The organism is Variovorax sp. ISS6, assembly GCF_056523145.1.
Genome location: NZ_JAWRZC010000001.1, coordinates 3,198,789 through 3,218,910, shown reverse-complemented (window position 1 = coordinate 3,218,910; position 20,122 = coordinate 3,198,789). Strand labels below are relative to the sequence as shown.

The window sequence follows — 20,122 nt, the reverse complement described above, 5'->3', positions numbered from 1 at the left end:
CGCGAAAACGATGGATTCGAGAACGGGGGCAAAGCCGTGCCGGCGCCCCGTTCCCGCGCCGGCATGTTCAGTGCAGCGCACGGTAGATTTCCTCGGCCAGGTCGAAGGCGATGCCTTCGACCGAGGCGATGTCCTCCACGCTCGCCGCCGCCACGCCGCGGATGCCGCCGAAGCGCTGCAGCAGCCGGGCCCGGCGCTTCGGGCCGATGCCCGGGATGTCCTCGAGCTGGCTGCCGCCCACGCGCACCTTGGCGCGCTTGGCGCGCATGCCGGTGATGGCGAAGCGGTGCGCCTCGTCGCGGATCTGGGCCACCAGCATCAGCGCCGCCGAATCCTTGCCCAGGTAGACCTTCTCGCGGCCGTCGGCGAACACCAGTTCCTCGAGGCCGACCTTGCGGCCCTCGCCCTTCTCGACGCCGACGATCAGCGACAGCGGCAGGCCGAGCTCGCTGAACACCTCGCGCGCCATCGACACCTGGCCCTTGCCGCCGTCGACCAGCACCAGCTCCGGCATGCGCGCGCCCCGGGCCCGCGCCGGCGCCGCCGCACCCTGGACGCCCTCGGCGCCTTCGCTCTCGGCATCGCCGGGCGGCAGCGCCTCGGTCTCGGCGGCCATCGCCTCGGCCAGCTTGCCGTAGCGCCGGTGCAGCACCTGGCGCATCGCCGCATAGTCGTCGCCGGGCGTGATGCCGTCGATGTTGTAGCGGCGGTATTCCTTGTTCTGCATCGCATGGTGCTCGAACACCACGCACGAGGCCTGCGTGGCCTCGCCCGCGGTGTGCGAGATGTCGAAGCACTCGACGCGGAAGTTGTCGAGGTCCTCGCTCGCGAGCTCCAGCGCATCGGCCAGCGCGCGGGTGCGGGCCTGCTGCGAGCCCTCCTCGGCCAGCAGCCGCGCCAGCTGCAGGCTGGCATTCTTCTCGGCCATCTCGAGCCAGTGGCGACGCTGCTCGCGCGGCTGGAACACGGCCGTCACGCGCGTGCCCGACTGCAGCGACACCGCCTCGATCAGTTCGCGGCCCACGGTTTCGCTGAGCACCAGCGTGGCCGGCACCGGCACGTCGATGTAGTGCTGCGCGATGAAGGCCTCGAGCACCTGCACCTCCACCGAATCGGTGGCGGCGGAAGGCGCGCCCTCGCCTTCGTCGTTGTCGAGCTCGCCGTGGTGCATCTGCGAGGCGTCCTCGACATGCACCGGGAAGTAGGCCCGGTCGCCCAGGTGACGGCCGCCGCGCACCATGGCCAGGTTCACGCAGGCCTTGCCGCCCTGCACCTTGACGGCGAGGATGTCCACGTCCTTGTCGGAGGCGATCTCGATCGACTGCTGGTGCAGCACGCGCGAGATCGCCGACATTTGGTTGCGCAGCTCGGCGGCCTGCTCGAACTCCAGCTTCTCGGCGTGCGAGGTCATGCGCTGCTCGAGCTTGCTGAGCACGAGCTGCGTGTCGCCGCGCAGGAAGGCCTCGGCGCTCGCCACGTCCTGCGCATAGGCCTCGGTCGAGATGTGGCCCACGCAGGGACCGGTGCAGCGCTTGATCTGGTAGAGCAGGCACGGCCGGGTGCGGTTGGCGTAGACCGTGTCCTCGCAGGTGCGCAGCTTGAACACCTTCTGCAGCAGCTGGATCGACTCCTTGACGGCCCAGGCGCTCGGGTACGGCCCGAAGTAGCGGTGCTTCTTGTCGACCGCGCCACGGTAGTAGGCCAGCCGCGGAAACTGGTGCGAGGCGATCTTGAGATAGGGATAGCTCTTGTCGTCGCGAAACAGGATGTTGTAGCGCGGCTTGAGCGTCTTGATGAGGTTGTTCTCGAGCAGCAGCGCCTCGGCCTCGGAGCGCACCACGGTGGTCTCCATGCGCGCGATCTTGGAGATCATGTGGCCGATGCGCGTGCCGCCGTGGCTCTTCTGGAAGTAGTTGGCGACCCGCTTCTTGAGGTTGCGCGCCTTGCCCACGTAGAGCACGGCGCCCGCCGCGTCGAAGTAGCGGTAGACGCCCGGCAGCTGCGGCAGGGCGGCCACTTCGCTGAGCAGTTGATCTGAATGCACGTCTGACATGGCGGCTATTGTGGCGCGCGTCGACCGACGTCATGGCGCACCTGCGAGCAAACCCCGAGGTGGCTGGAACGAAATGTGCTCATGATGGATGCGGGCGCGAGGAGCGCCCGTCTCGTTTCAACACAACTACTCGGGAAACTCTCTCCATGACGAAGAAGATCCAGTCGCGCGCCTGGTGGGCGCTCTCGCCCCTGGCGCTGGCATTGACGGTGGCTGGCTGCGGCGGTGGCGGCGGCGGACAGGACAACGCAGCACTGGTCGCGACGATCGCCGCCATCAACGCGGCCAACAATCCCCCCCCGCCGCCCCCGCCCGCAGCCGACAAGGGCTGCCTGATCGGCGACAGCGGCACCCAGGTGACGGTGGGCTCGGGCGATCCGGGCGATCCGGCGGCACCCGAACCGGCCTCGGGCTACGTGGTCGGCCACAAGCTGGTCTACGCAAAGAACTACATGGTGGTGGCCAACCATCCGCTGGCCACGCGCGCGGGCTGCGACATCCTCAAGGCCGGCGGCAGCGCGGTCGACGCGGCGGTCGCGGTGCAGGCGGTTCTGGGCCTGGTCGAGCCGCAGTCCAGCGGACTGGGTGGCGGCGCCTTCATGCTGCACTACGACGCGAAGACGAAGAAGGTGCAGGCCTACGACGGACGCGAGATGGCGCCCGCCGCGGCCACCGAGAACTACCTGCGCTATGCCGTGCAGACCAATCCCGCCGGCGGAGCCCCCGTGCCCAGTGCACGCGCCAGCGGCCGCTCGATCGGCACGCCGGGCGCGGTGCGCATGCTCGACATCGCCTACAAGGACCATGGCAAGCTGCCCTGGAAGGACCTGTTCGGCTACGGCATCACGCTGGCCTCCGACGGCTTCCCGATCGGTGGCCGCATGGCGGCCGCGATCTCCTCGTCGGCATCCAGCCTCAAGCGCGACGCCGACGCGACGGCCTATTTCTTCAACGCCGACGGCACGCCGAAGGCGCTGGGCACCCGGCTCAAGAACCCGGCCTACGCCAAGACGCTGACCACGCTCGCCAACGAAGGCGCCAACGCGTTCTACACCGGCCCCATCGCGCAGGCGATCGTCGACAAGATCGGCATCACCACCGCGGCCAACGACGGCTCGGCCATCACGCCCGGCGTGACGACCATGGCCGACATGGCCAGCTACGTCGCCAAGCGCCGCGACCCCGTCTGCGGCACCTACCGCGACTACTACGTCTGCAGCATGTCGCCGCCCTCCTCGGGCGGCATCGCCGTGGTGCAGGCGCTCGGCATCCTCGAGACCTTCAACATGAGTCTCTACAAGCCGACCTCCATCGACATCGAGGGCGGCAAGCCGACGGTGATGGGCGTGCACCTGGTGAGCGAGGCCGAACGCCTGGCCTACGCCGACCGCGACAAGTACGTGGCCGACACCGACTTCATCCCGCTGCCCGGCGGCTCGGCCGACACGATGCTCAACAAGCCGTACCTGCAGAAGCGGGCCAGCCTGATCAGCCTGTCCAGGAGCATGGGCGTGGCCGCGGCCGGCGACCTCGGCAGCGTGCCGCTGGGCATCGACAAGACCGAGGAGCACGGCACCACCCACTTCACCGTGGTCGACAAGCAGGGCAACGTGGTGACGATGACGACCACGGTCGAGAGCACGCTGGGCTCGTTCCACATGACGCAGGGCTTCATGCTGAACAACCAGCTGACCGACTTCTCGGCCAACCCGAACGACACCACCGACCCGAGCATCAAGGTCGCCAACCGCGTCGCCCCGGGCAAACGTCCGCGCAGCACGATGGCGCCAACGTTGGTGTTCAAGAAGAACACCGACGGCAGCATGGGCGAGTTCGTGATGGGCACCGGTTCGCCGGGCGGCGGCACGATCATCCAGTACGTGGTGAAGACCGTGGTCGGCGCGCTCGACTGGGGCCTCGATGCGCAACAGGCGACCTCGCTGGTCGACTTCGGTGCCACCAACAGCGTGACCACCAACGTGGGCGGCGAACACCCCGCCATCGACACCTCGAACTCGGGCAACAACGACCCGCTGATCGCCGGCCTGCGCGCGCTCGGCCACACGGTCAACTTCGGCGCCCAGTCCAGCGGCATCAGCACCATCATCCGCACCAACGTGGGTGGCCAGCCAGTGCTCACGGGTGGCGCCGACCCGCGGCGCGAAGGCATCGTGCTCGGCGATACCTTCACGCCCTGATCCGGGTCCGAAACCCGGCGGCGCCTACTTCGCGAGTTCGCTCACCAGCCGGTAGAGGAACTCGCGCCCGTCGTAGAGCCGCTGGATCTCGATGCGCTCGTCCAGCCCGTGGGCGCGCGCATCCGAAGGCTCGAGGAACATGCCGGTCACGCCGTACATCGGAATGCCGGCATTGCGCAGGAAGCGGCTGTCGGTGGCGCCCGTGCTCATCGCGGGAATCACCGGCACGCCCGGCCACATCTGCTCGGTCAGCCGCTCCACCGTCTTCACCAGGTCGCCCTGCAGCGGCGACGCCGGGCTGCGCAGCGGCTTGCCGAGGTTGCGCACCACGATCTTGTCGTTGCCCACGGCCTGGGTCAGCAGGCGCTCGACCTCGTCGGGGTCGTCGTGCGGCAGGATGCGGCAGTTGACCGTGGCCTTGGCCGACTGCGGCAGCGCGTTCTCGGCGTGGCCGGCCTGCACCATGGTCGCCACGCAGGTGGTGCGCAGCTGGGCGTTGTAGGCCGGGTTGGCCGTCATGCGCTCGAGCACGCCGGCATCGGGGTTGCCGGTGCCGATGGCGCGCATGTCCTCGGCCAGCTGGCCGGTGGCAAAGGGCGCGCTGCGCGCGAAATAGGTCTTCGTGACGTCGGCGAGCTTGATCGGGAAGGCGTAGTTGCCGAGCCGCTCCAGGCCGGCCGACAGCGCGTAGATCGGGTTGTTCTTGGTCGGTACCGAGCTGTGGCCACCGACGTCGCGCGCCTCGAGCATGTAGGTGGTGTACATCTTCTCGGCCACCTGCAGCCGGTGCAGGTTCGGCTTGCCGTTGCGCAGTTCGCCGCCGCCGCCCTCGTTGATGCCGAACTCGGCCTGCAGCAGCTCGGGCTTGTTGTTGATGAGCCAGAAAGCGCCGTTGCTCAGCGCATCGCCGCGCTCCTCGTCGGCGGTCAGTGCGAGGATGATGTCGCGGCGGGGCTTGAAGCCCTCCTGTTTCAGTTGCCCGAGCACCGACACCAGCGCCGAGGCCATCGCCTTGTCATCGATGGAGCCGCGCGCCGTGAAGTAGCCGCCCGACTCCTGCAGCTTGAACGGGTCGGTCTTCCAGTCCTCGCGCCGGGCCTCGACCACGTCGATGTGGGCCAGCAGCAGCAACGGCTTCTTCGATCCGTCGCCCTTGAAGCGCATCACGAGGTTGCCCTTCTTGGGGAAGGGTTCGAGGATCTGGATGTCCGCGGGCGCGAAGCCCGACTCGACCAGGCGCTTTTCCATCGCGCGCGCGGCCTGCGTGTTGTCGCCCACCGAGTGGGTGGTGTTGATCTCGATGAGTTCCTTGTAGATCTCGCGGAAGCGCTGCTGCTGCGGCGTGAGCGTCTGGGCGCCCGCCGTGGCGAGGCCGCCGAGCGCGAGGGACAGGGCCAGCGCGCTGCGCAAGCTGCGCAGTCGCGAGGTCGCGGGCAAGGCGGCGCCGGGATGTCGGGCGCGGATCTTCTTCAGGCTCATTCGCTCTCTCCTTGTGGTTGTGGTGCGCGGCCAGCATAGCGACGGCCCCGCGCGAGAGCCATTCAGAAGAAAGGCACAAGGTGCACACTCGCGGCCATGCAACGCGACTGGGACATCTTCTGCAAGGTCATCGACAACCATGGGGACCTCGGCGTGTGCTGGCGGCTCGCGCGCCAGCTCGCCGCTCTCGGCGAACGGGTGCGGCTCTGGGTCGACGACGCCAGCGCGCTGGCCTGGATGTCACCGGAAGGCTGCGCGGGCGTGCGCGTGATCGACTGGAGCGACCCGGCCGCGGTGAGCGCGGCCGCGGCCGAACCGGCGCCGCGGGTGCTGATCGAGGCCTTCGGCTGCGACCCGGCGCCCGAACTGATCGCGCGCTTCGCCGAAGCCTCGGCCGCCGACGGCACCCCGCGCGCCTGGATCAATCTCGAATACCTCTCGGCCGAACCCTATGTGGAGCGGCTGCATGGCCTGCCCTCGCCGGTCTTCAGGGAACCGGGCGCCGGGCTCACCAAGCGCTTCTTCTATCCAGGCTTCACACCGGCCACCGGCGGCCTGCTGCGCGAACCGGACCTGGCGCGGCGGCGCGCGGCCTTCGATCGCGCTGCCTGGCTGGCTCGACGGCAGTTGCCCTGGAACGAAGGCGAGCGGCTGGTGTCGCTGTTCTGCTACGAGCCGCCGGCCCTGGCCGCGCTGCTGGCCCAACTGGCCGATGAGGGCACGCCGACCCGGCTGCTCGTGACACCCGGCCGCGCGACCGCGGCCGTCGAGGCCTGTCTTTCGAGCGCGCCATGGCTCGAACGCGCTCCCGGCCAGGCGAGCGCGCTATCGATTTCATACCTGCCGCACCTCGACCAGCCCGATTTCGACCATCTGCTCTGGGCCTGCGACCTGAACTTCGTGCGCGGCGAGGACTCGCTGGTGCGCGCCCTCTGGGCCGGCGCGCCGCTGGTCTGGCAGATCTATGCGCAGGACGACGACGCGCATCACGTGAAGCTCGACGCCTGGCTCGACTGGCTGGAAGCGCCGGCCTCGATGCGGCGCTTCCACCACGCCTGGAACGGCTTCGGCAACACGGCCCTGTCGCTGGCCGACATCGGCGAGGAATGGCGTCTTGCGGTGACCCAGGGGCGCGAGCGCCTGCTCGCGCAAGACGATCTCGTGACCCAGCTGCAGCATTTCGTCGCCGGAAAAAGCTAAAATAGCGGGCTTTGCGGATTTCGGCCCGGATCCTGGGAACTTCCTGGGGGTTCGAGATGCACTCCGCTGAACCTGCCGCGGGACATGTACCGCGGGGCTTTTTCCAACCGGCACTCCTGCCCGGATTCTGGAAGTCCCGCGCACCGAGCGGCTTACATCCAGAGACCCTGATATGAAAATCGCTCAAGAAATCCGCGCCGGCAACGTCATCATGCACGGCAAGGATCCGATGGTCGTGCTCAAGACCGAATACAGCCGCGGCGGCCGCAACAGCGCCACCGTGCGCATGAAGATGAAGAGCCTGATCGCCAACTTCAACACCGAAGTGGTCTTCAAGGCCGACGACAAGATCGACCAGATCGTGCTGGACAAGAAGGAGTGCACCTACTCCTACTTCGCCGACCCGATGTATGTCTGCATGGACGCCGACTACAACCAGTACGAAGTCGAAGCCGAGAACATGGGCGACGCCCTGAACTACCTCGAAGACGGCATGGCCGTCGAAGTGGTGTTCTACGACGGCAAGGCCATCTCGGTCGAACTGCCGACCAGCGTCGAGCGCGAAATCACCTGGACCGAGCCGGCCGTCAAGGGCGACACCTCGGGCAAGGTGCTCAAGCCCGCCAAGATCGCCACCGGCTTCGAAGTGCCCGTGCCGCTGTTCGTCTCGCAAGGCGACCGCATCGAAATCGACACGCGCACCGGCGAATACCGCAAGCGCGTCTGAGCGACGCTTTCCCCGGCTGACCACCACCCGCAAGAGGCTCCGCAAGGAGCCTTTTGTCTTTGCGCACCGCCGCACGCAACGAATCCCGCGCCGCACAATCCCATTCCTATGACCAACAGCACGCACGACCTCCACGACAAGCGCCTCGCCGATGCCTGGGCCACGCTCCAGGCCCATGCCGACCATGGGCTGCCGCTCGACCCCGATCCCTCGCGCATCGCCTTCGCCGACCCCGAGTTCCTGCTGCGCCGCGAAACCCGCGGCGTGCGCATGCAGCTCGAGCTGATGAAGCCCGACATCGAGCAGCGCGCCCACGGCATCGAGAACACCATCGTGGTCTTCGGCAGCGCGCGCTTTCGCAGCGAAGAAGAAGCCGCAGCGCTGATCGCCGAGGCCGACAAGGCCGGCGACACCGCCGCGGCCGAGCGCTGGCGCCGGCTGGCGCGCAGCTCGCACTACTACGAGAAGGCGCGCACCTTCGGCAAGCTGGTCGCGCGCCACAGCGAGAACAAGGAGCCGCAGGACAAGCTCTTCATCTGCACCGGCGGCGGCCCCGGCATCATGCAGGCGGCCAACCGCGGCGCGCACGAGGCCGGCGGCCTGTCGGTCGGCCTGGCCATCGCGCTGCCGATGGAGGAAGCGGCCAATCCCTACGTCACGCCCGCGCTGAGCTTCAAGTTCCACTACTTCGCGATCCGCAAGATGCATTTCATGATGCGTGCGAAGGCGCTGGTGGCGTTCCCGGGCGGCTTCGGCACGCTCGACGAACTGTTCGAGGTGATCACGCTGGTGCAGACGCGCAAGTCGAAGCCGGTGCCGATCGTGCTGTTCGGCTCGGACTACTGGAAGCGCCTGATCGATTTCGACTTTCTGGTCGACGAAGGCGTGATCTCGCCCGGCGACGTCAAGCTCTTCGAATACGTCGACGCGCCCGAGGACGCGTGGGACGCGATCAAGCGCTTCTACAAGCTTTGAGCCGGCGCGGGCCGCCGCGCCTCAGGAGCTAGCGGCCTCGTCCTCATCGTCGTCGTCATCGGGCCGCAGCGCGTGCTCGAAGAAGCGCGTGAGCGCCTTGGCGCGCCGACGCCGCTCGGGGCCCGGGCCGATGGCGAGTCCCATGGCCACGGCATCGTCGGCCACGCCATGCAGCGCGTTGAACAGGATCACGGCCGTGAGCGTCGGGTCCTCGACCTCCCACACGCCGGCCGCGTCGCCATGCCTGAGCAGGCCGACCAGTTGCGTGATGACCGCGTTGTCGTTGCGCATGCGCCGGTCCTCGGGCCGGTATTCGTGGAACACCACGTCGTGCAGCGCGACGTTGTCGAGGTAGGTCGCGAGCCCGGTCTCGACCCAGGCCTTGATGCGGCCATGGTGGTCCTCGGGACGGTGGCGGTCCATCGCCTCCTGCAGCCGCGCGCAGAAGCTGTCGACGAAGCGCTGCTGCAGCGCGCCCAGCAGCGCCTCCTTCGACGGGAAGTACAGGTAGAAGGTGCCCTTGGCCACCTGCGCGCCGGCCGCGATGTCGTCGATGCTGGTGGTGGCGATGCCCTTCTCGATGAACAGCCGCTCGGCCGCATCCATCAGCGCCACGGCGCGGGTTTCGGGGGCCTTGACGCGGCGGCGCGGCTCGGCCGTTTCGGGAGCCGCAGGCGGGTCCGCCGCATCGGGCGTGGAAGAAGTGGTGGTGCGGCGCCCCGTCGTCATTCGGTTCCTCAGGTTGTGGCTGCGGCGGCACGTGCCGCCGCGATGGCCGCGTTCACCGCGGCCGCGTCGAGCGCCAGGCCGCGCGGCCCCAGCACGCGCTCGCCGAGCCAGGCGATGGCCTCGTCGGTGCGCGCGAAGGTGTCGGCCGGCACGCCGAAGAGCTTCTCGACATTCATCTTGCGGATTTTCTCGTATTGATCGGGCGGCACCACGCTGGCCATTCCCATCATATGGCGCCGGATGTCGGCGCCGCGCGCCTGCAGCCACTGCTTCGCGCTCTGCGCGCTGCCCTCGGGATGCACCAGCGCGTCGGCGTCGGCGAACACGCGCAGCGAAGCAAAAGGCTCGCCACGGTCGAGCCAGCGGTTCCAGTCCTCGGTGAAGACCTGCATGTCCTCGAGGGTCTGCAACCCCGAAGACACGCTGATGACCAGCGGCCACTGGCCGAGTTCGTGATGGATCATGGACAACTCCTTGATGACGGTCCGGGAACGAAGAACGGGAAGGCGACGCGCGGACAGGCGCAGCGGCACGCGCGCGGCGGGCATGGAACGAAGACCTCAGGCGCGGGCCGGCAGCGCGGCGGCGCGCGGCCTGACGCCGAGCAGCAGCCCGGCCGCCAGCAGGCCGGCCAGCCCGGCACAGGCCACGGCCGCATGGAAGCCCCCGGCCAGCGCACCCGACACCAGGCCATGGGCCAGCGAAGGATCGAGCGCGCCGAGCGCGGCGGTGTCGTGCCGCGCCACGGCGGCCACCGCCATCTCCTGCGCGCGCGCCGCCGACAGGCCGCCGTGCTCGAGCGCGGTGGCCAGTAGCGCGGTGGCGCGGCTGCTCATCAAGGTGCCGAGCAGCGCGATGCCGATCAGCATGCCGGCCTGGCGCAGCGCATTCATCGTGGCCGAGGCCATGCCCGAGCGCTGCGCCGGCACCGAGGCGATCACCGCCGTGCTGGTGGCCGGCACCGCCAGCCCCGTGCCGGCGCCGAGCACCACGAACAGCAGCGCGAGCACCACGTAGGGCGTGTCGGCCGCCAGCAGCGTCATCGCGAGCATCGCAGCGCCGATCAGGCCGTAGCCCGCCACCATCAACGCGTGGACGCCGTGGCGCCGCGACAGCCGGCCGAACTGCGAGGACACGATGCCGGTCGCGACGAACTGCGGCACCATGCGCCAGCCGGTGTCGGTGGCCGACCAGCCCTGCACCTGCTGCAGGAACAGCGAGAAGAAGAACAGGCTCGCGTAGGCCGAGAAGCCCAGCACGAAGGACGCGAAGTTGGTGACCGAGAAGCGCGCGTCCCGGAACAGGCCCAGCGGCAGCAGCGGCCGCTGCACGCGCGCCTCCACCGCCAGGAACAGCACCAGCCCGAGCGCCGCCAGCGCCAGCGACACCGTGGTGCGCCCCGACAGCCAGCCGTGCTCGCCGGCCGCGATCAGCCCGAAGGTCAGCGCGCCGAGCCACAGCACGCTGAGCACCTGCCCGGCCGGATCGAGCGCCGCATGCTCGGGGTGCGAAGTCTCGCGGATGCCCCAGAGCCCCAGGCCCACGGTCAGCAGGCCGATCGGCAGGTTGATCAGGAAGATGCTCTGCCAGCCCGTGTGGTCCACCAGCAGGCCGCCGAGCATCGGCCCGAGGATCAGCGAGATGGCGGTGAACGAGGACCAGCCGCCGATCACGCGCGCGCGGCTCGCCGGCTCGGGAAAGGCATGGGCCAGGATCGACAGCGCGCCCGGGATCAGCAGCGCGCCCGCGATGCCCTGCACCGCGCGGCCGGCCAGCAGCGTGCTCAGGGTGCCGGCCATGGCGCACATCGCCGAGCCGATGGTGAACACCACCACGCCGGCCAGCCAGGCGCGCTTGCGGCCGTAGCGATCGCCCAGCGGCCCGGCCGAGAGCATGAAGGCCGACAGGCACAGCGCGTAGATGTCGATCACCCACTGCAGGCCCGCGAGGTCGGTGGCGAGCGCGCGCTGCAGGGTGGGCAACGCGACGTTGACGATGCTCACGTCGAGCGTGGCGATGAAGCTGCCGAGATAGACCGCGGCGACGAGCGCGAGCCGGCGGCGCGGATCGTCGATCGCCGCCCGGGATGGGGAGTCCATGGGACCGCCTTCGGGATTCGTTGAGGAGGCGGCGATACTGACTTCAAGTCACTATCTTGTCAATCAGATGAGAATTGATCTTATTTGGATCAGGGTTTCCTGGAAGCCGGCAGTGGCTTCGGGACCGTTCAGGCCCCCTCCTCCCGCACCTTCAGGCCCCAGGTCGCGCGCGCGCCGAGCGCCACCACCCCGCCCACGACCCAGAACACGCCGCCGATGCCGATCAGCGCGCCCAGCGAGCCGAACAGCATCGGCATCGCCACGCTCGAGGCATTGATGGTCATCAGCCGCAGCCCCAGCGCCTCGCCATGGCGGCTGTGCGGCGTGATCTGGTGCAGCATGCTCATCACCATCGGCTGCACCGCGCCGAGCGCGAAGCCCAGCACCACCGAACAGACGCCCATGCTCAGGGCCGAAGGCAGCAGCGGATAGACCAGGAAGACGCCAACCGTGACCAGGGTCGAAACGAAGATCACGCTGCGCTCGGAAGCGCGCGAGGCGATCGCCGGCAACACGATGCGGATGACGGCCGCCGCGATCGCGAAGGCACCGAGGATCGAGCCGATCACCGAGGCGCTGATGCCGCGCTCGTGCCCCAGCACCGGCAGCACGAAGGCATGCACGTCCCAGCTCGAGGACTGCAGCCAGTTCACGAACAGCAGGCGGCGGAACATGGGTTCGCGCAGCAGGTCCCAGGCGCGCGTGCGCGCGGCGCCGGGCGGCGGCGGCGTGGGCGGCGGCTCGTGGGCGCCGCGCGCCATCAGCCAGCACAGCACCGGCAGCAGCGCCATGGCGGCGAAGCAGACGCGGAAGGCCAGCATGTCGGCCGCCGCGCGGCCCGCATGGTCGATCAGCAGCCCGGCCAGGAACGGGCCGACGAAGTTCGCCACCGCGGGCGCGATCGCGAGCCAGCTGAACACCCGCTTGAGCTCGGTCGGCGTGGTGGCCGAGCGGCCGACGTGGCGCTGCAGCGCGATCACGGTCGCGCCGGTGGCGCCACCTGTCAGCAGCGCCGCCACGCACATGGCCGGAAAGACCGGGAAGGCCCAGACCAGCCCCGCGCCCAGCGAGGCCGCGATCACCGACAGCAGCAGTGGCCGCTTGAAGCCGTGGCGGTCGGCGAAACGCCCGGCCGGCAGCGCGAGGAAGACCTGGGTCAGCGCGAACAGCGCGATCAGCACGCCGACCGCGGCCGCGCTGTAGCCCTGCTGCAGCGCCAGCAGCGGCGTGGCCAGCCGCATGCCGGCCATGGTGGCGTGGAGGCAGACCTGCGCGCCGATGACGCGCAGCAGTTCGCTGCCCTTCACGGCTTGCCGCCGGTGTCGGGGTCGGCGTCGATGCCTTCGGCGCCCGCGGCCAGCGGCGGCAGCAGCGCCTGCGCCTGGCCCTCGGGCAGCGCCTCGACCTTGCGCAGCGCCAGGCGCATCTGCCTGGCGCGCGTGTCAGCCTTGTCGAGCGTGTCGGAGGCTTTCGCCACCTGTTCCTTCACGCGCTCGACCCACTCGCCATAGCGCTCGAACTCGGTCTTGACCGCGCCCAGCACCTTCCAGACCTCGGAGGCCTGGCGCTCGAGCGCCAGCGTGCGAAAGCCCATGTGCAGGCTGTTGAGCATCGCGAGCAAGGTGGTCGGCCCGGCCAGCGTCACGCGGTGCTGGCGCTGGATCGCGTCCATCAGGCCCGGACGCCGCAGCACTTCGGCATAGAGGCTCTCGACCGGCAGGAAGAGGATCGCGAAATCGGTGGTGTGCGGCGCCGCGAGGTAGCTCTCGGCGATGGACCTGGCCTCGGCGCGGATGCGCGCCTCGAGCGCCTTGGCGGCGAGCTCGGCGGCACCCGCGTCGGCCTGCTCGTGGGCCTCGATCAGGCGCTCGTAGTCGTCGCGCGGAAACTTCGCGTCGATCGGCAGCCAGACCGGCGCGCCCTCGTCGCCGCGGCCCGGGAAGCGGATCGCGAAGTCCACCCGCTGCCCGCTGCGCGGCTTGGTCTCGACCTGGCGCGCGTACTGCTCGGGCGTGAGCACCTGCTCGAGCAGCGCCTCGAGCTGCACCTCGCCGAAGATGCCGCGCGTCTTCACGTTGGTCAGCACGCGCTGCAGGCTGCCGACGCCGACCGCCAGCGTCTGCATCTCGCCCAGCCCCTTGTGCACCTGCTCGAGCCGCTCGGCCACCTGCCGGAAGCTCTCGCCGAGGCGCGCCTCGAGCGTGCTCTGCAGCTTCTCGTCGACGACCTTGCGCATCTCGTCGAGCTTGGCGGCATTGCCCTGCTGCAGCTGGGTGAGCTGGCTCTCCATCGTGGCGCGCACCTCGGCGAGGCGGCGCGCGTTCGATTCGGACAGGCCCTGCAGCTGCGAGGCCAGCGTGTTCTGCAGCGCGGCGAGCTGCAGCGCGAAGGCGTCGAGCTGGGCGTTCTGCGTGCGCGTGGCCTCGGCGCCCTGCATCACCAGCGACTGCTGGAAGGTGGCGAAGGCCTGCGCCGTCTCCTGCCGCGCGCCACGCGAACTCTCGGCGATCTCGCGGCGCAGTTCGCGCTCGGTGCGCGCGTGGGCGGCGAGCAGCTCGCCATGATCGGGCGGCGGCTGCCGGCGGGCGAGCAGCCAGACGAGGAGCACGAGCTGGATGACGGCCACGGCCGCCAGGGCGAGAAGAAGCAGATCGGTGAGTTCCAAGGGGATCGCGGGGCGCTTTCTTTCTTTTTCGTTCGGCGCCGCTTACCTGGCGGCCACAGGCGTGACCGGCGTCAATGGGCCCTTGCCGCCGAAGAAGGCGATCAGGTTGTCGGCCGCGAGCCCGGCCATGGCCTTGCGCGTGGGCACCGTGGCGCTCGCGATGTGCGGCGTGAGCACGACGTTGGGCACGGTCAGCAGGTCGGGGTGGACCTTGGGCTCGCCCTCGAACACGTCGAGCCCCGCGGCGGCGATGCGCTTGTCGCGCAGCGCCACGGCCAGCGCGGCATCGTCGACGATGCCGCCGCGCGCGATGTTCACCAGCGTGGCGGTGGGCTTCATCAGCGCGAGTTCGGCGGCGCCGATGGTGTGGTGCGAGGCGGCCGAGTACGGCACCACCAGCACCACGTGGTCGGCGCTCTTGAGCAGCTCTTCCTTGCTCGCGTAGCTGGCCTTGCACTCGGCCTCGAGCGAGGCGTCGAGTCGCGAACGGTTGTGATAGATCACCTTCATGCCGAAGCCGTGCGCGCCGCGCTTCGCGATGCCCTGCCCGATGCGGCCCATGCCGATGATGCCCAGCGTGGCGCCGTGGATGTCGGAGCCCGCGAACATGTCGTAGCTCCACTTCTGCCACTTGCCGGCGCGCAGGAAATGCTCGCTCTCGGCGATGCGGCGCGCGGTGGCCATCAGCAGCGCGAAGCCGAAGTCGGCGGTGGTCTCGGTCAGCACGTCGGGCGCGTTGGTGCCGACCACGCCGCGCGCGGCCATCGCGTCGACGTCGAAGTTGTTGTAGCCCACGGCCATGTTGGCGCAGATCTTGAGTTCGGGGCAGGCATCGAGCAGCGCCGCGTCGATGCGCTCGCTGCCGGTGGTGAAGGCGCCCTGCTTGCCCTGCAGCTTCGCGGCGAGCTGCTCCCTGGTCCAGCTCTCGTCGGACTGGTTCGACTCGATCTCGAAATGCTGCGCCAGGCGCTCGAGGGTCTCGGGGAAGATCGCGCGGGCGACCAGGATCTTGGGCTTGCTCATGGGCTTGTCTCGCTAGCGGAAGAAGAGGAAGGTGGTGAGGACGAACAGCGGCAGCAGGATGGCCATCGACCAGGCCATGTAGCCGAAGAAGCTCGGCATGCGCACGCCGCGACTCTCGGCGATGGCCTTGACCATCAGGTTGGGCGCGTTGCCGATGTAGGTGTTGGCGCCCATGAAGACCGCGCCGGCCGAGATCGCCGCGAGCGTGGTCGCGTAGGTGGTCATCAGCGCCGCGGGATCGCCGCCCGCGGTGTTGAAGAACACCAGGTAGGTCGGCGCGTTGTCGAGGAAGGAACTGAGCGCGCCCGTGGCCCAGAAGTACATCGCCGGGTCGGGCTGGCCGTCGGGCCGCGTGACCGCCGAGACGACGGCGCCGAACGGTCCCTGCGTGCCGGCCTTGAGCATCGCGATCACCGGGATGATGGTCAGGAAGATGCCCGCGAACAGCTTGGCGACCTCGGCCATCGGGCCCCATTCGAACTGGTTGGCCTGGTGCACCGACTTCGCCGTGATCTTCAGCGAGACCAGCGTGATCGCGATCAGGCCGACATCGCGCAGCAGGCCCGGCAGGCCGACCTCGGTGCCGGCCACGTCGAAATGCACATCGGATTTCCAGAAGCCGCTCACGAGCACCAGCGCCACCACGCCCGCGAGCAGCCAGAAGTTGGCGGCGCCGTCGAAGCCGATGCCGGGCGTGTCGGGCGTGGGGTCGACCGGCAGGATGCCTTCCTTGCGGTAGTAGTGGCGGTCGATCAGGTAGAACAGGACCAGCAGCACGCCGAGCACGAACATCGTGTCGGGCAGGATGTTGCGCGCGGTCCAGAAGAAGTCCACGCCCTTGAGGAAGCCGAGGAACAGCGGCGGATCGCCCAGCGGCGTGAGCGAGCCGCCCACGTTCGAGACGATGAAGATGAAGAACACGACCACGTGCACCCGGTGCACGCGGTTGTCGTTGGCGCGGATCAGCGGCCGGATCAGCAGCATCGACGCGCCCGTGGTGCCCATGAAGCTCGCGAGCACCGCACCGATCGCGAGGATGGCGGTGTTCAGGCCCGGCGCTCCGTGCAGGTTGCCGCGGATATGAATGCCGCCCGCCACCGTGAACAGCGCGGTCAGCAGCACGATGAACGGGATGTACTCGGCCACCAGCGCATGCATGAGCTGCGTGCCCGCGAGCGCCGGGCCGTGCAGTGCCGCGAAGGGCAGCAGGAAGGCCAGCGCCCAGGCCGCGGAGACCTTGCCGTAGTGGTGGTGCCAGAAGGACGGCGCCAGCAGCGGCATCAGCGCGATCGAGAGCAGAATGCCCGCGAACGGCACGCCCCACAGCGGCGACAGCGAACCGCCGTCGAAATCCGCGGCCAAGGCCGGCCCGGCAACGAGCAGCGGCACCATCGCCGCCACGAGACGCATCGATTTTTTCATGGGGCCGTACCGTACCAGAGCCGAGCCCCGCGGCGGACCGCGTGAACCCGCATCAGGCGGCAGGCTGCTCGATCTCGAACACCTGGCGCAGATAGGCCAGGTATTTCTCGTCCTCGCACATGTTCTTCGACGGGGTGTCCGAGAGCTTGGCGACCGGCTGGTCGTTGCAGCGGATCATCTTGATCACGATCTGCAGCGGCTCGTAGCCCAGGTCGTTGGTGAGGTTGGTGCCGATGCCGAAGGCCAGCTGGCAGCGGCCGCGGAACTGCTGGTAGAGCTCGATGGTGCGCGGCACCGTGAGGCCGTCGCTGAAGATCAGCGTCTTGGTGCGCGGGTCGACGCGGTTCGCGAGGTAGTGCGCGATCATGCGCTCGCCCCAGTGGAACGGATCGCCGCTGTCGTGGCGCGCGCCGTCGAAGAGCTTGCAGAAGTACAGGTCGAAGTCGCGCAGGAAGGCGCTCATGCCGTAGACGTCGGACAGCGCGATGCCCAGGTCGCCGCGGTACTCGCGCGCCCAGCTCTCGAAACCGAAGATCTGGCTGTCGCGCAGCCGCGGGCCGAGCGCCTGGCAGGCCTGCAGGTATTCGTGCGCCATGGTGCCCAGCGGGATCAGGCCCAGCTTCATCGCGTAGAGCACGTTGCTGGTGCCCGCGAGCTGCGGCAGCCGGCCGCCGGGCTGCGAGGCCGAGGGCGGCGAGGTCACGGCGCCCAGGCGCGCGTTGAGGGTGCGCAGCACTTCCTCGTGCCAGTCCTTCGAGAAGCGGCGGCGCGTGCCGTAGTCGGCGATCTTGAGGTCGCCGAGGCCGGCTTCCTGCAGCTGGGCGATCTTGGTCTCGAGGCGGCGGCGGCCCTCGTCGAGGTCGGGGCGCTTCTGCGTGTTGCGGAAATAGACCTCGTTGACGATCGCCAGCACCGGGATCTCGAACAGGATGGTGTGCAGCCACGGGCCCTGGATGCGGATCTCGAGCTCGCCCGAGGGCTGGGGAATGATGTTGATGTACTTCTCGTTGAGCCGGAACAGGCCGAGGAAGTCGATGAAGTCGCTCTTGATGAAGCGCATCGAGCGCAGGTAGGCCAGCTCGGCATCGCGGAACTGCAGCGAGCAGAGGCTGCGCACCTCCTCGCGGATCTGGCTCGCGAACTGCGCGAGGTCCACGCCAGGGTTGCGGCACTTGAAGCGGTACTCGACACGCGCCCCCGGGAAGTGATGCAGCACGACCTGCATCATGGTGAACTTGTAGAGGTCGGTGTCGAGCAGGCTGTGAATGATCATGGTGCGGCGCGCGTTGTCTCTCTGTCGTCCCGGCCCGGAGTTTTCGCGGGCATCGCTCGATTATCACGGCCCCCGTCGGCCTGTGCCTACGGGCCCTGCACAGCACGTCCTACCACTGGGGTGAATGCGCCTGGAGACAGTGTTTTCACGGCGGCGAAATGACCCGCCGAATCAACCTCTCAAGGAGATTCGCATGAACAAGGACACCATCGAAGGCAACTGGAAGCAGCTCAAGGGCAAGGTCAAGGAGCAATGGGGCAAGCTGACCGACGACGACTTCGACGTCATCGCCGGCAAGCGCGACCAGCTGCTGGGCCGCATCCAGGAACGCCACGGCATCAGCCGCGACGAGGCCGAGAAGCAGGTCAAGGACTGGGAATCGCGCGACGGCCGTACGCCCGACGCGCTCTGGTTCGAACGCTACTGACGGGTGTCCTGACGCCCCCTCCCTCATCCATCGACCAGGAGAACTCCAAAATGAAGAAACATCTGCTCATGCTCGCGCTCGCCTCCACCTGCTTCGTCGCCACCCAGGCCGGCGCCCAGATGAACAAGGACGAGCACAAGGTCGCCAAGGAAAAGATCGAGGCCGACTACAAGGTCGCCAAGACCCAGTGCGACACGCTGAAGGACAACGCCAAGGACGTCTGCCAGAAGGAAGCCAAGGGCAAGGAGAACGTTGCCAAGGCCGAGCTCGAGCAGCAGTTCAAGCCGAGCGACAGCAACGCGCGCAAGGTGGCCGAGGAAAAGGTGAAGGCCACCTATGAAGTCGCGAAGGAAAAGTGCGACGACCAGACCGGCGATGCCAAGTCCGCCTGCGTGAAGCAGGCCAAGGCCGACGAGGACAAGGGCAAGGCCGACATCAAGGCGATGGCCAAGAAGTAAGCCGCGTCTCCGACCTCGCAACGACGGCGCCCCCAGGGGCGCCGTTTCTCTTGGGGGCTCAGGCCCGCAGCGAATCGACCACGCGCTGCAGCGCTTCGGGCAGCGGCACCGGCCGCTGGGTCGTGCGGTCGACGTAGACATGCACGAAATGCCCCTGGGCCGCCGCGGTGTCGGCACCCTGCGCGAACAGGCCGACCTCGTAGCGCACGCTGGACCGCCCGGCCTGCGCCACGCGGATGCCGGCCTCGACGGTCTGCGGGAAGGCCAGCGGCGCGAAGTAGTTGCACTGGGTCTCGACCACGAAGCCGATGGTCGAGCCCTGGTGGATGTCGAGGGCGCCGCGCTCGATCAGCAGCGCGTTCACCGCCGTATCGAACCAGCTGTAGTAGACGACGTTGTTGACGTGGCCGTACATGTCGTTGTCCATCCAGCGCGTGGGAATGCTGCGGAAGACGGGGTAGCTGGCGCGCGGCTGCGGCACGGGCTTGGGGCTGGGAGAGGCGGGCGTCGTCATCGCGCGAGATTCTGCCAGCGGCCTTGGCCGGCTCCAGGCGACTGCGCGACACCCATGGCCGCCATCGGCTTTCAAGGGCGGCCGGCCTGTTTTAGAAAGCCTCTTCTAAATTGCTGCAAAGCAACAAAAACCTCTTGCCCGGAGATTTCAGCTGCCTATACTTGAGCCCATGCTGCACCGCAACAAAGACGACGAGGCGCAGCGCAACGTGAATAGACCAACCATCATCCCTTCCGGAGATTCCAAATGGCCCTGACCGCTGACCAGATCCTCGCCGCCCAAAAAGCCAACCTCGAAACCCTGTTCGGCCTGACCACCAAGGCTTTCGAAGGCGTCGAGAAGCTCGTCGAACTCAACGTGACCGCCTCCAAGGCCGCCCTGTCCGAAGCCGCCACCACCGCCCAGGCCGCCCTGAGCGTGAAGGACGCGCAAGAACTGCTGACGCTGCAAGCCAGCCTGTTCCAGCCCCTGGCCGAGAAGACCGCCGCCTACAGCCGTCACCTGTACGAAATCGCCCAAGGCACCGGCGCCGAATTCACCAAGGCCTTCGAATCGAAGGCCAGCGAAGCCCAGCAAGCCTTCGTCGGCCTGGTCGACAGTGCTTCGAAGAATGCCCCCGCCGGTTCGGAAACCGCCGTCGCCGTGCTGAAGAGCGCCGTCGCCGCCGCCAACAACGCTTTCGAATCGGTGCAAAAGGCCGTCAAGCAAGCGTCGGACGTCGCCGAAGCCAACTTCAACGCCGTGTCCACGCAAGCCGTCGCCGCCGCCAAGACCGCGACCGCTTCGTCGCGCAAGCGCTAAGCCGCCGACCACCACCAGTTGTCTCCTTGGGTCCTCACGGATCCAATTCAGGGCCTCGTCTTCGGACGGGGCCTTTTTT

Annotated in this window: 18 protein-coding genes; 7 read left to right on the top strand and 11 right to left on the bottom strand. The window is 68.5% G+C overall.

Annotated features, from left to right (window positions below):
• Window positions 1-67: 67 nt before the first annotated feature.
• Entirely contained in the window at window positions 68-2,053 is a 1,986-nt protein-coding gene (uvrC, locus tag AC1HIL_RS14620; protein WP_479672078.1) for an excinuclease ABC subunit UvrC, read from the bottom strand.
• A gap of 146 nt (window positions 2,054-2,199) precedes the next feature.
• Here uvrC and ggt point away from each other — a divergent pair, with 146 nt between their 5' ends.
• Window positions 2,200-4,251: a gamma-glutamyltransferase gene (ggt, locus tag AC1HIL_RS14615; protein ID WP_296728305.1), complete on the top strand. Its 2,052-nt coding sequence runs from the start codon at window positions 2,200-2,202 to the stop codon at window positions 4,249-4,251.
• Window positions 4,252-4,275: 24 nt separating this feature from the next.
• Here the strand turns inward: ggt and AC1HIL_RS14610 are convergent, their stop codons facing one another.
• On the bottom strand, window positions 4,276-5,730 hold the full coding sequence (locus AC1HIL_RS14610) for a M20/M25/M40 family metallo-hydrolase (RefSeq protein ID WP_412179706.1): 1,455 nt from the start codon (window positions 5,728-5,730) through the stop codon (window positions 4,276-4,278).
• A 96-nt stretch (window positions 5,731-5,826) separates the two neighbouring features.
• Here AC1HIL_RS14610 and earP point away from each other — a divergent pair, with 96 nt between their 5' ends.
• The 3 genes from earP to AC1HIL_RS14595 all read left to right on the top strand — a co-directional run bounded on the left by earP (window position 5,827) and on the right by AC1HIL_RS14595 (window position 8,632).
• Window positions 5,827-6,930 carry an elongation factor P maturation arginine rhamnosyltransferase EarP gene (earP, locus tag AC1HIL_RS14605; protein WP_479672077.1) on the top strand — a complete coding sequence of 368 codons (1,104 nt, stop codon included), beginning with the start codon at window positions 5,827-5,829 and terminating at the stop codon, window positions 6,928-6,930.
• A gap of 172 nt (window positions 6,931-7,102) precedes the next feature.
• The gene (efp, locus tag AC1HIL_RS14600) at window positions 7,103-7,657 is read left to right on the top strand and encodes an elongation factor P (RefSeq protein WP_057590405.1); all 555 of its coding nucleotides are present in this window, start codon (window positions 7,103-7,105) and stop codon (window positions 7,655-7,657) included.
• Window positions 7,658-7,765: 108 nt separating this feature from the next.
• Entirely contained in the window at window positions 7,766-8,632 is an 867-nt protein-coding gene (locus AC1HIL_RS14595; RefSeq protein WP_413763965.1) for an LOG family protein, read from the top strand.
• A 21-nt stretch (window positions 8,633-8,653) separates the two neighbouring features.
• On the opposite strand, the gene AC1HIL_RS14590 is transcribed toward AC1HIL_RS14595, so the two are convergent.
• The 8 genes from AC1HIL_RS14590 to pncB all read right to left on the bottom strand — a co-directional run bounded on the left by AC1HIL_RS14590 (window position 8,654) and on the right by pncB (window position 17,843).
• A complete protein-coding gene (locus AC1HIL_RS14590) occupies window positions 8,654-9,361 on the bottom strand; it encodes a TetR/AcrR family transcriptional regulator (RefSeq protein WP_057590407.1) in 708 nt (235 codons plus the stop codon).
• Between the two features lie 8 nt (window positions 9,362-9,369).
• A complete protein-coding gene (locus AC1HIL_RS14585; protein WP_057590408.1) occupies window positions 9,370-9,825 on the bottom strand; it encodes a hypothetical protein in 456 nt (151 codons plus the stop codon).
• Window positions 9,826-9,921: 96 nt separating this feature from the next.
• Window positions 9,922-11,460 (bottom strand): MFS transporter, encoded by a 1,539-nt coding sequence (locus tag AC1HIL_RS14580; protein ID WP_261213651.1) that lies wholly within the window; start codon window positions 11,458-11,460, stop codon window positions 9,922-9,924.
• A gap of 128 nt (window positions 11,461-11,588) precedes the next feature.
• Complete coding sequence (locus AC1HIL_RS14575; RefSeq protein ID WP_057590410.1) at window positions 11,589-12,767, bottom strand: MFS transporter; 1,179 nt, start codon at window positions 12,765-12,767, stop codon at window positions 11,589-11,591.
• Window positions 12,764-14,125, bottom strand: a complete 1,362-nt coding sequence (locus tag AC1HIL_RS14570) for a DNA recombination protein RmuC (protein WP_057590411.1) — start codon at window positions 14,123-14,125, stop codon at window positions 12,764-12,766. Before AC1HIL_RS14570 ends, AC1HIL_RS14575 begins: the two co-directional genes overlap by 4 nt.
• Window positions 14,126-14,167: 42 nt before the next feature.
• Entirely contained in the window at window positions 14,168-15,148 is a 981-nt protein-coding gene (locus tag AC1HIL_RS14565; RefSeq protein ID WP_479672076.1) for a 2-hydroxyacid dehydrogenase, read from the bottom strand.
• A gap of 12 nt (window positions 15,149-15,160) precedes the next feature.
• On the bottom strand, window positions 15,161-16,570 hold the full coding sequence (locus AC1HIL_RS14560) for a sodium:proton antiporter (RefSeq protein WP_057590413.1): 1,410 nt from the start codon (window positions 16,568-16,570) through the stop codon (window positions 15,161-15,163).
• Window positions 16,571-16,622: 52 nt separating this feature from the next.
• Complete coding sequence (pncB, locus tag AC1HIL_RS14555) at window positions 16,623-17,843, bottom strand: nicotinate phosphoribosyltransferase (RefSeq protein WP_057590414.1); 1,221 nt, start codon at window positions 17,841-17,843, stop codon at window positions 16,623-16,625.
• Between the two features lie 193 nt (window positions 17,844-18,036).
• Between pncB and AC1HIL_RS14550 the strand changes: the two genes are divergently transcribed.
• Together AC1HIL_RS14550 and AC1HIL_RS14545 are read left to right on the top strand one after the other, a co-directional pair.
• The gene (locus AC1HIL_RS14550; RefSeq protein WP_057590415.1) at window positions 18,037-18,270 is read left to right on the top strand and encodes a CsbD family protein; all 234 of its coding nucleotides are present in this window, start codon (window positions 18,037-18,039) and stop codon (window positions 18,268-18,270) included.
• A gap of 50 nt (window positions 18,271-18,320) precedes the next feature.
• Complete coding sequence (locus AC1HIL_RS14545) at window positions 18,321-18,728, top strand: hypothetical protein (RefSeq protein WP_057590416.1); 408 nt, start codon at window positions 18,321-18,323, stop codon at window positions 18,726-18,728.
• 58 nt (window positions 18,729-18,786) lie between these two features.
• Here the strand turns inward: AC1HIL_RS14545 and AC1HIL_RS14540 are convergent, their stop codons facing one another.
• Window positions 18,787-19,242 carry an acyl-CoA thioesterase gene (locus AC1HIL_RS14540; RefSeq protein ID WP_093343058.1) on the bottom strand — a complete coding sequence of 152 codons (456 nt, stop codon included), beginning with the start codon at window positions 19,240-19,242 and terminating at the stop codon, window positions 18,787-18,789.
• A gap of 246 nt (window positions 19,243-19,488) precedes the next feature.
• Between AC1HIL_RS14540 and AC1HIL_RS14535 the strand changes: the two genes are divergently transcribed.
• Window positions 19,489-20,043, top strand: a complete 555-nt coding sequence (locus AC1HIL_RS14535; protein WP_057590418.1) for a phasin family protein — start codon at window positions 19,489-19,491, stop codon at window positions 20,041-20,043.
• Window positions 20,044-20,122: the final 79 nt, after the last annotated feature.

Excerpts from the sequence above, each read along its gene's own strand:
- AC1HIL_RS14595 (WP_413763965.1), top strand. The coding sequence starts at position 7,766 with ATGACCAACAGCACGCACGACCTCCACGACAAGCGCCTCGCCGATGCC.
- AC1HIL_RS14610 (WP_412179706.1), bottom strand. The coding sequence starts at position 5,730 with ATGAGCCTGAAGAAGATCCGCGCCCGACATCCCGGCGCCGCCTTGCCC.
- efp (WP_057590405.1), top strand. The coding sequence starts at position 7,103 with ATGAAAATCGCTCAAGAAATCCGCGCCGGCAACGTCATCATGCACGGC.
- AC1HIL_RS14560 (WP_057590413.1), bottom strand. The coding sequence starts at position 16,570 with ATGAAAAAATCGATGCGTCTCGTGGCGGCGATGGTGCCGCTGCTCGTT.
- earP (WP_479672077.1), top strand. The coding sequence starts at position 5,827 with ATGCAACGCGACTGGGACATCTTCTGCAAGGTCATCGACAACCATGGG.
- ggt (WP_296728305.1), top strand. The coding sequence starts at position 2,200 with ATGACGAAGAAGATCCAGTCGCGCGCCTGGTGGGCGCTCTCGCCCCTG.
- AC1HIL_RS14550 (WP_057590415.1), top strand. The coding sequence starts at position 18,037 with ATGAACAAGGACACCATCGAAGGCAACTGGAAGCAGCTCAAGGGCAAG.
- AC1HIL_RS14565 (WP_479672076.1), bottom strand. The coding sequence starts at position 15,148 with ATGAGCAAGCCCAAGATCCTGGTCGCCCGCGCGATCTTCCCCGAGACC.
- AC1HIL_RS14590 (WP_057590407.1), bottom strand. The coding sequence starts at position 9,361 with ATGACGACGGGGCGCCGCACCACCACTTCTTCCACGCCCGATGCGGCG.
- AC1HIL_RS14580 (WP_261213651.1), bottom strand. The coding sequence starts at position 11,460 with ATGGACTCCCCATCCCGGGCGGCGATCGACGATCCGCGCCGCCGGCTC.
- AC1HIL_RS14585 (WP_057590408.1), bottom strand. The coding sequence starts at position 9,825 with ATGATCCATCACGAACTCGGCCAGTGGCCGCTGGTCATCAGCGTGTCT.
- AC1HIL_RS14545 (WP_057590416.1), top strand. The coding sequence starts at position 18,321 with ATGAAGAAACATCTGCTCATGCTCGCGCTCGCCTCCACCTGCTTCGTC.
- AC1HIL_RS14535 (WP_057590418.1), top strand. The coding sequence starts at position 19,489 with ATGGCCCTGACCGCTGACCAGATCCTCGCCGCCCAAAAAGCCAACCTC.
- uvrC (WP_479672078.1), bottom strand. The coding sequence starts at position 2,053 with ATGTCAGACGTGCATTCAGATCAACTGCTCAGCGAAGTGGCCGCCCTG.
- pncB (WP_057590414.1), bottom strand. The coding sequence starts at position 17,843 with ATGATCATTCACAGCCTGCTCGACACCGACCTCTACAAGTTCACCATG.
- AC1HIL_RS14540 (WP_093343058.1), bottom strand. The coding sequence starts at position 19,242 with ATGACGACGCCCGCCTCTCCCAGCCCCAAGCCCGTGCCGCAGCCGCGC.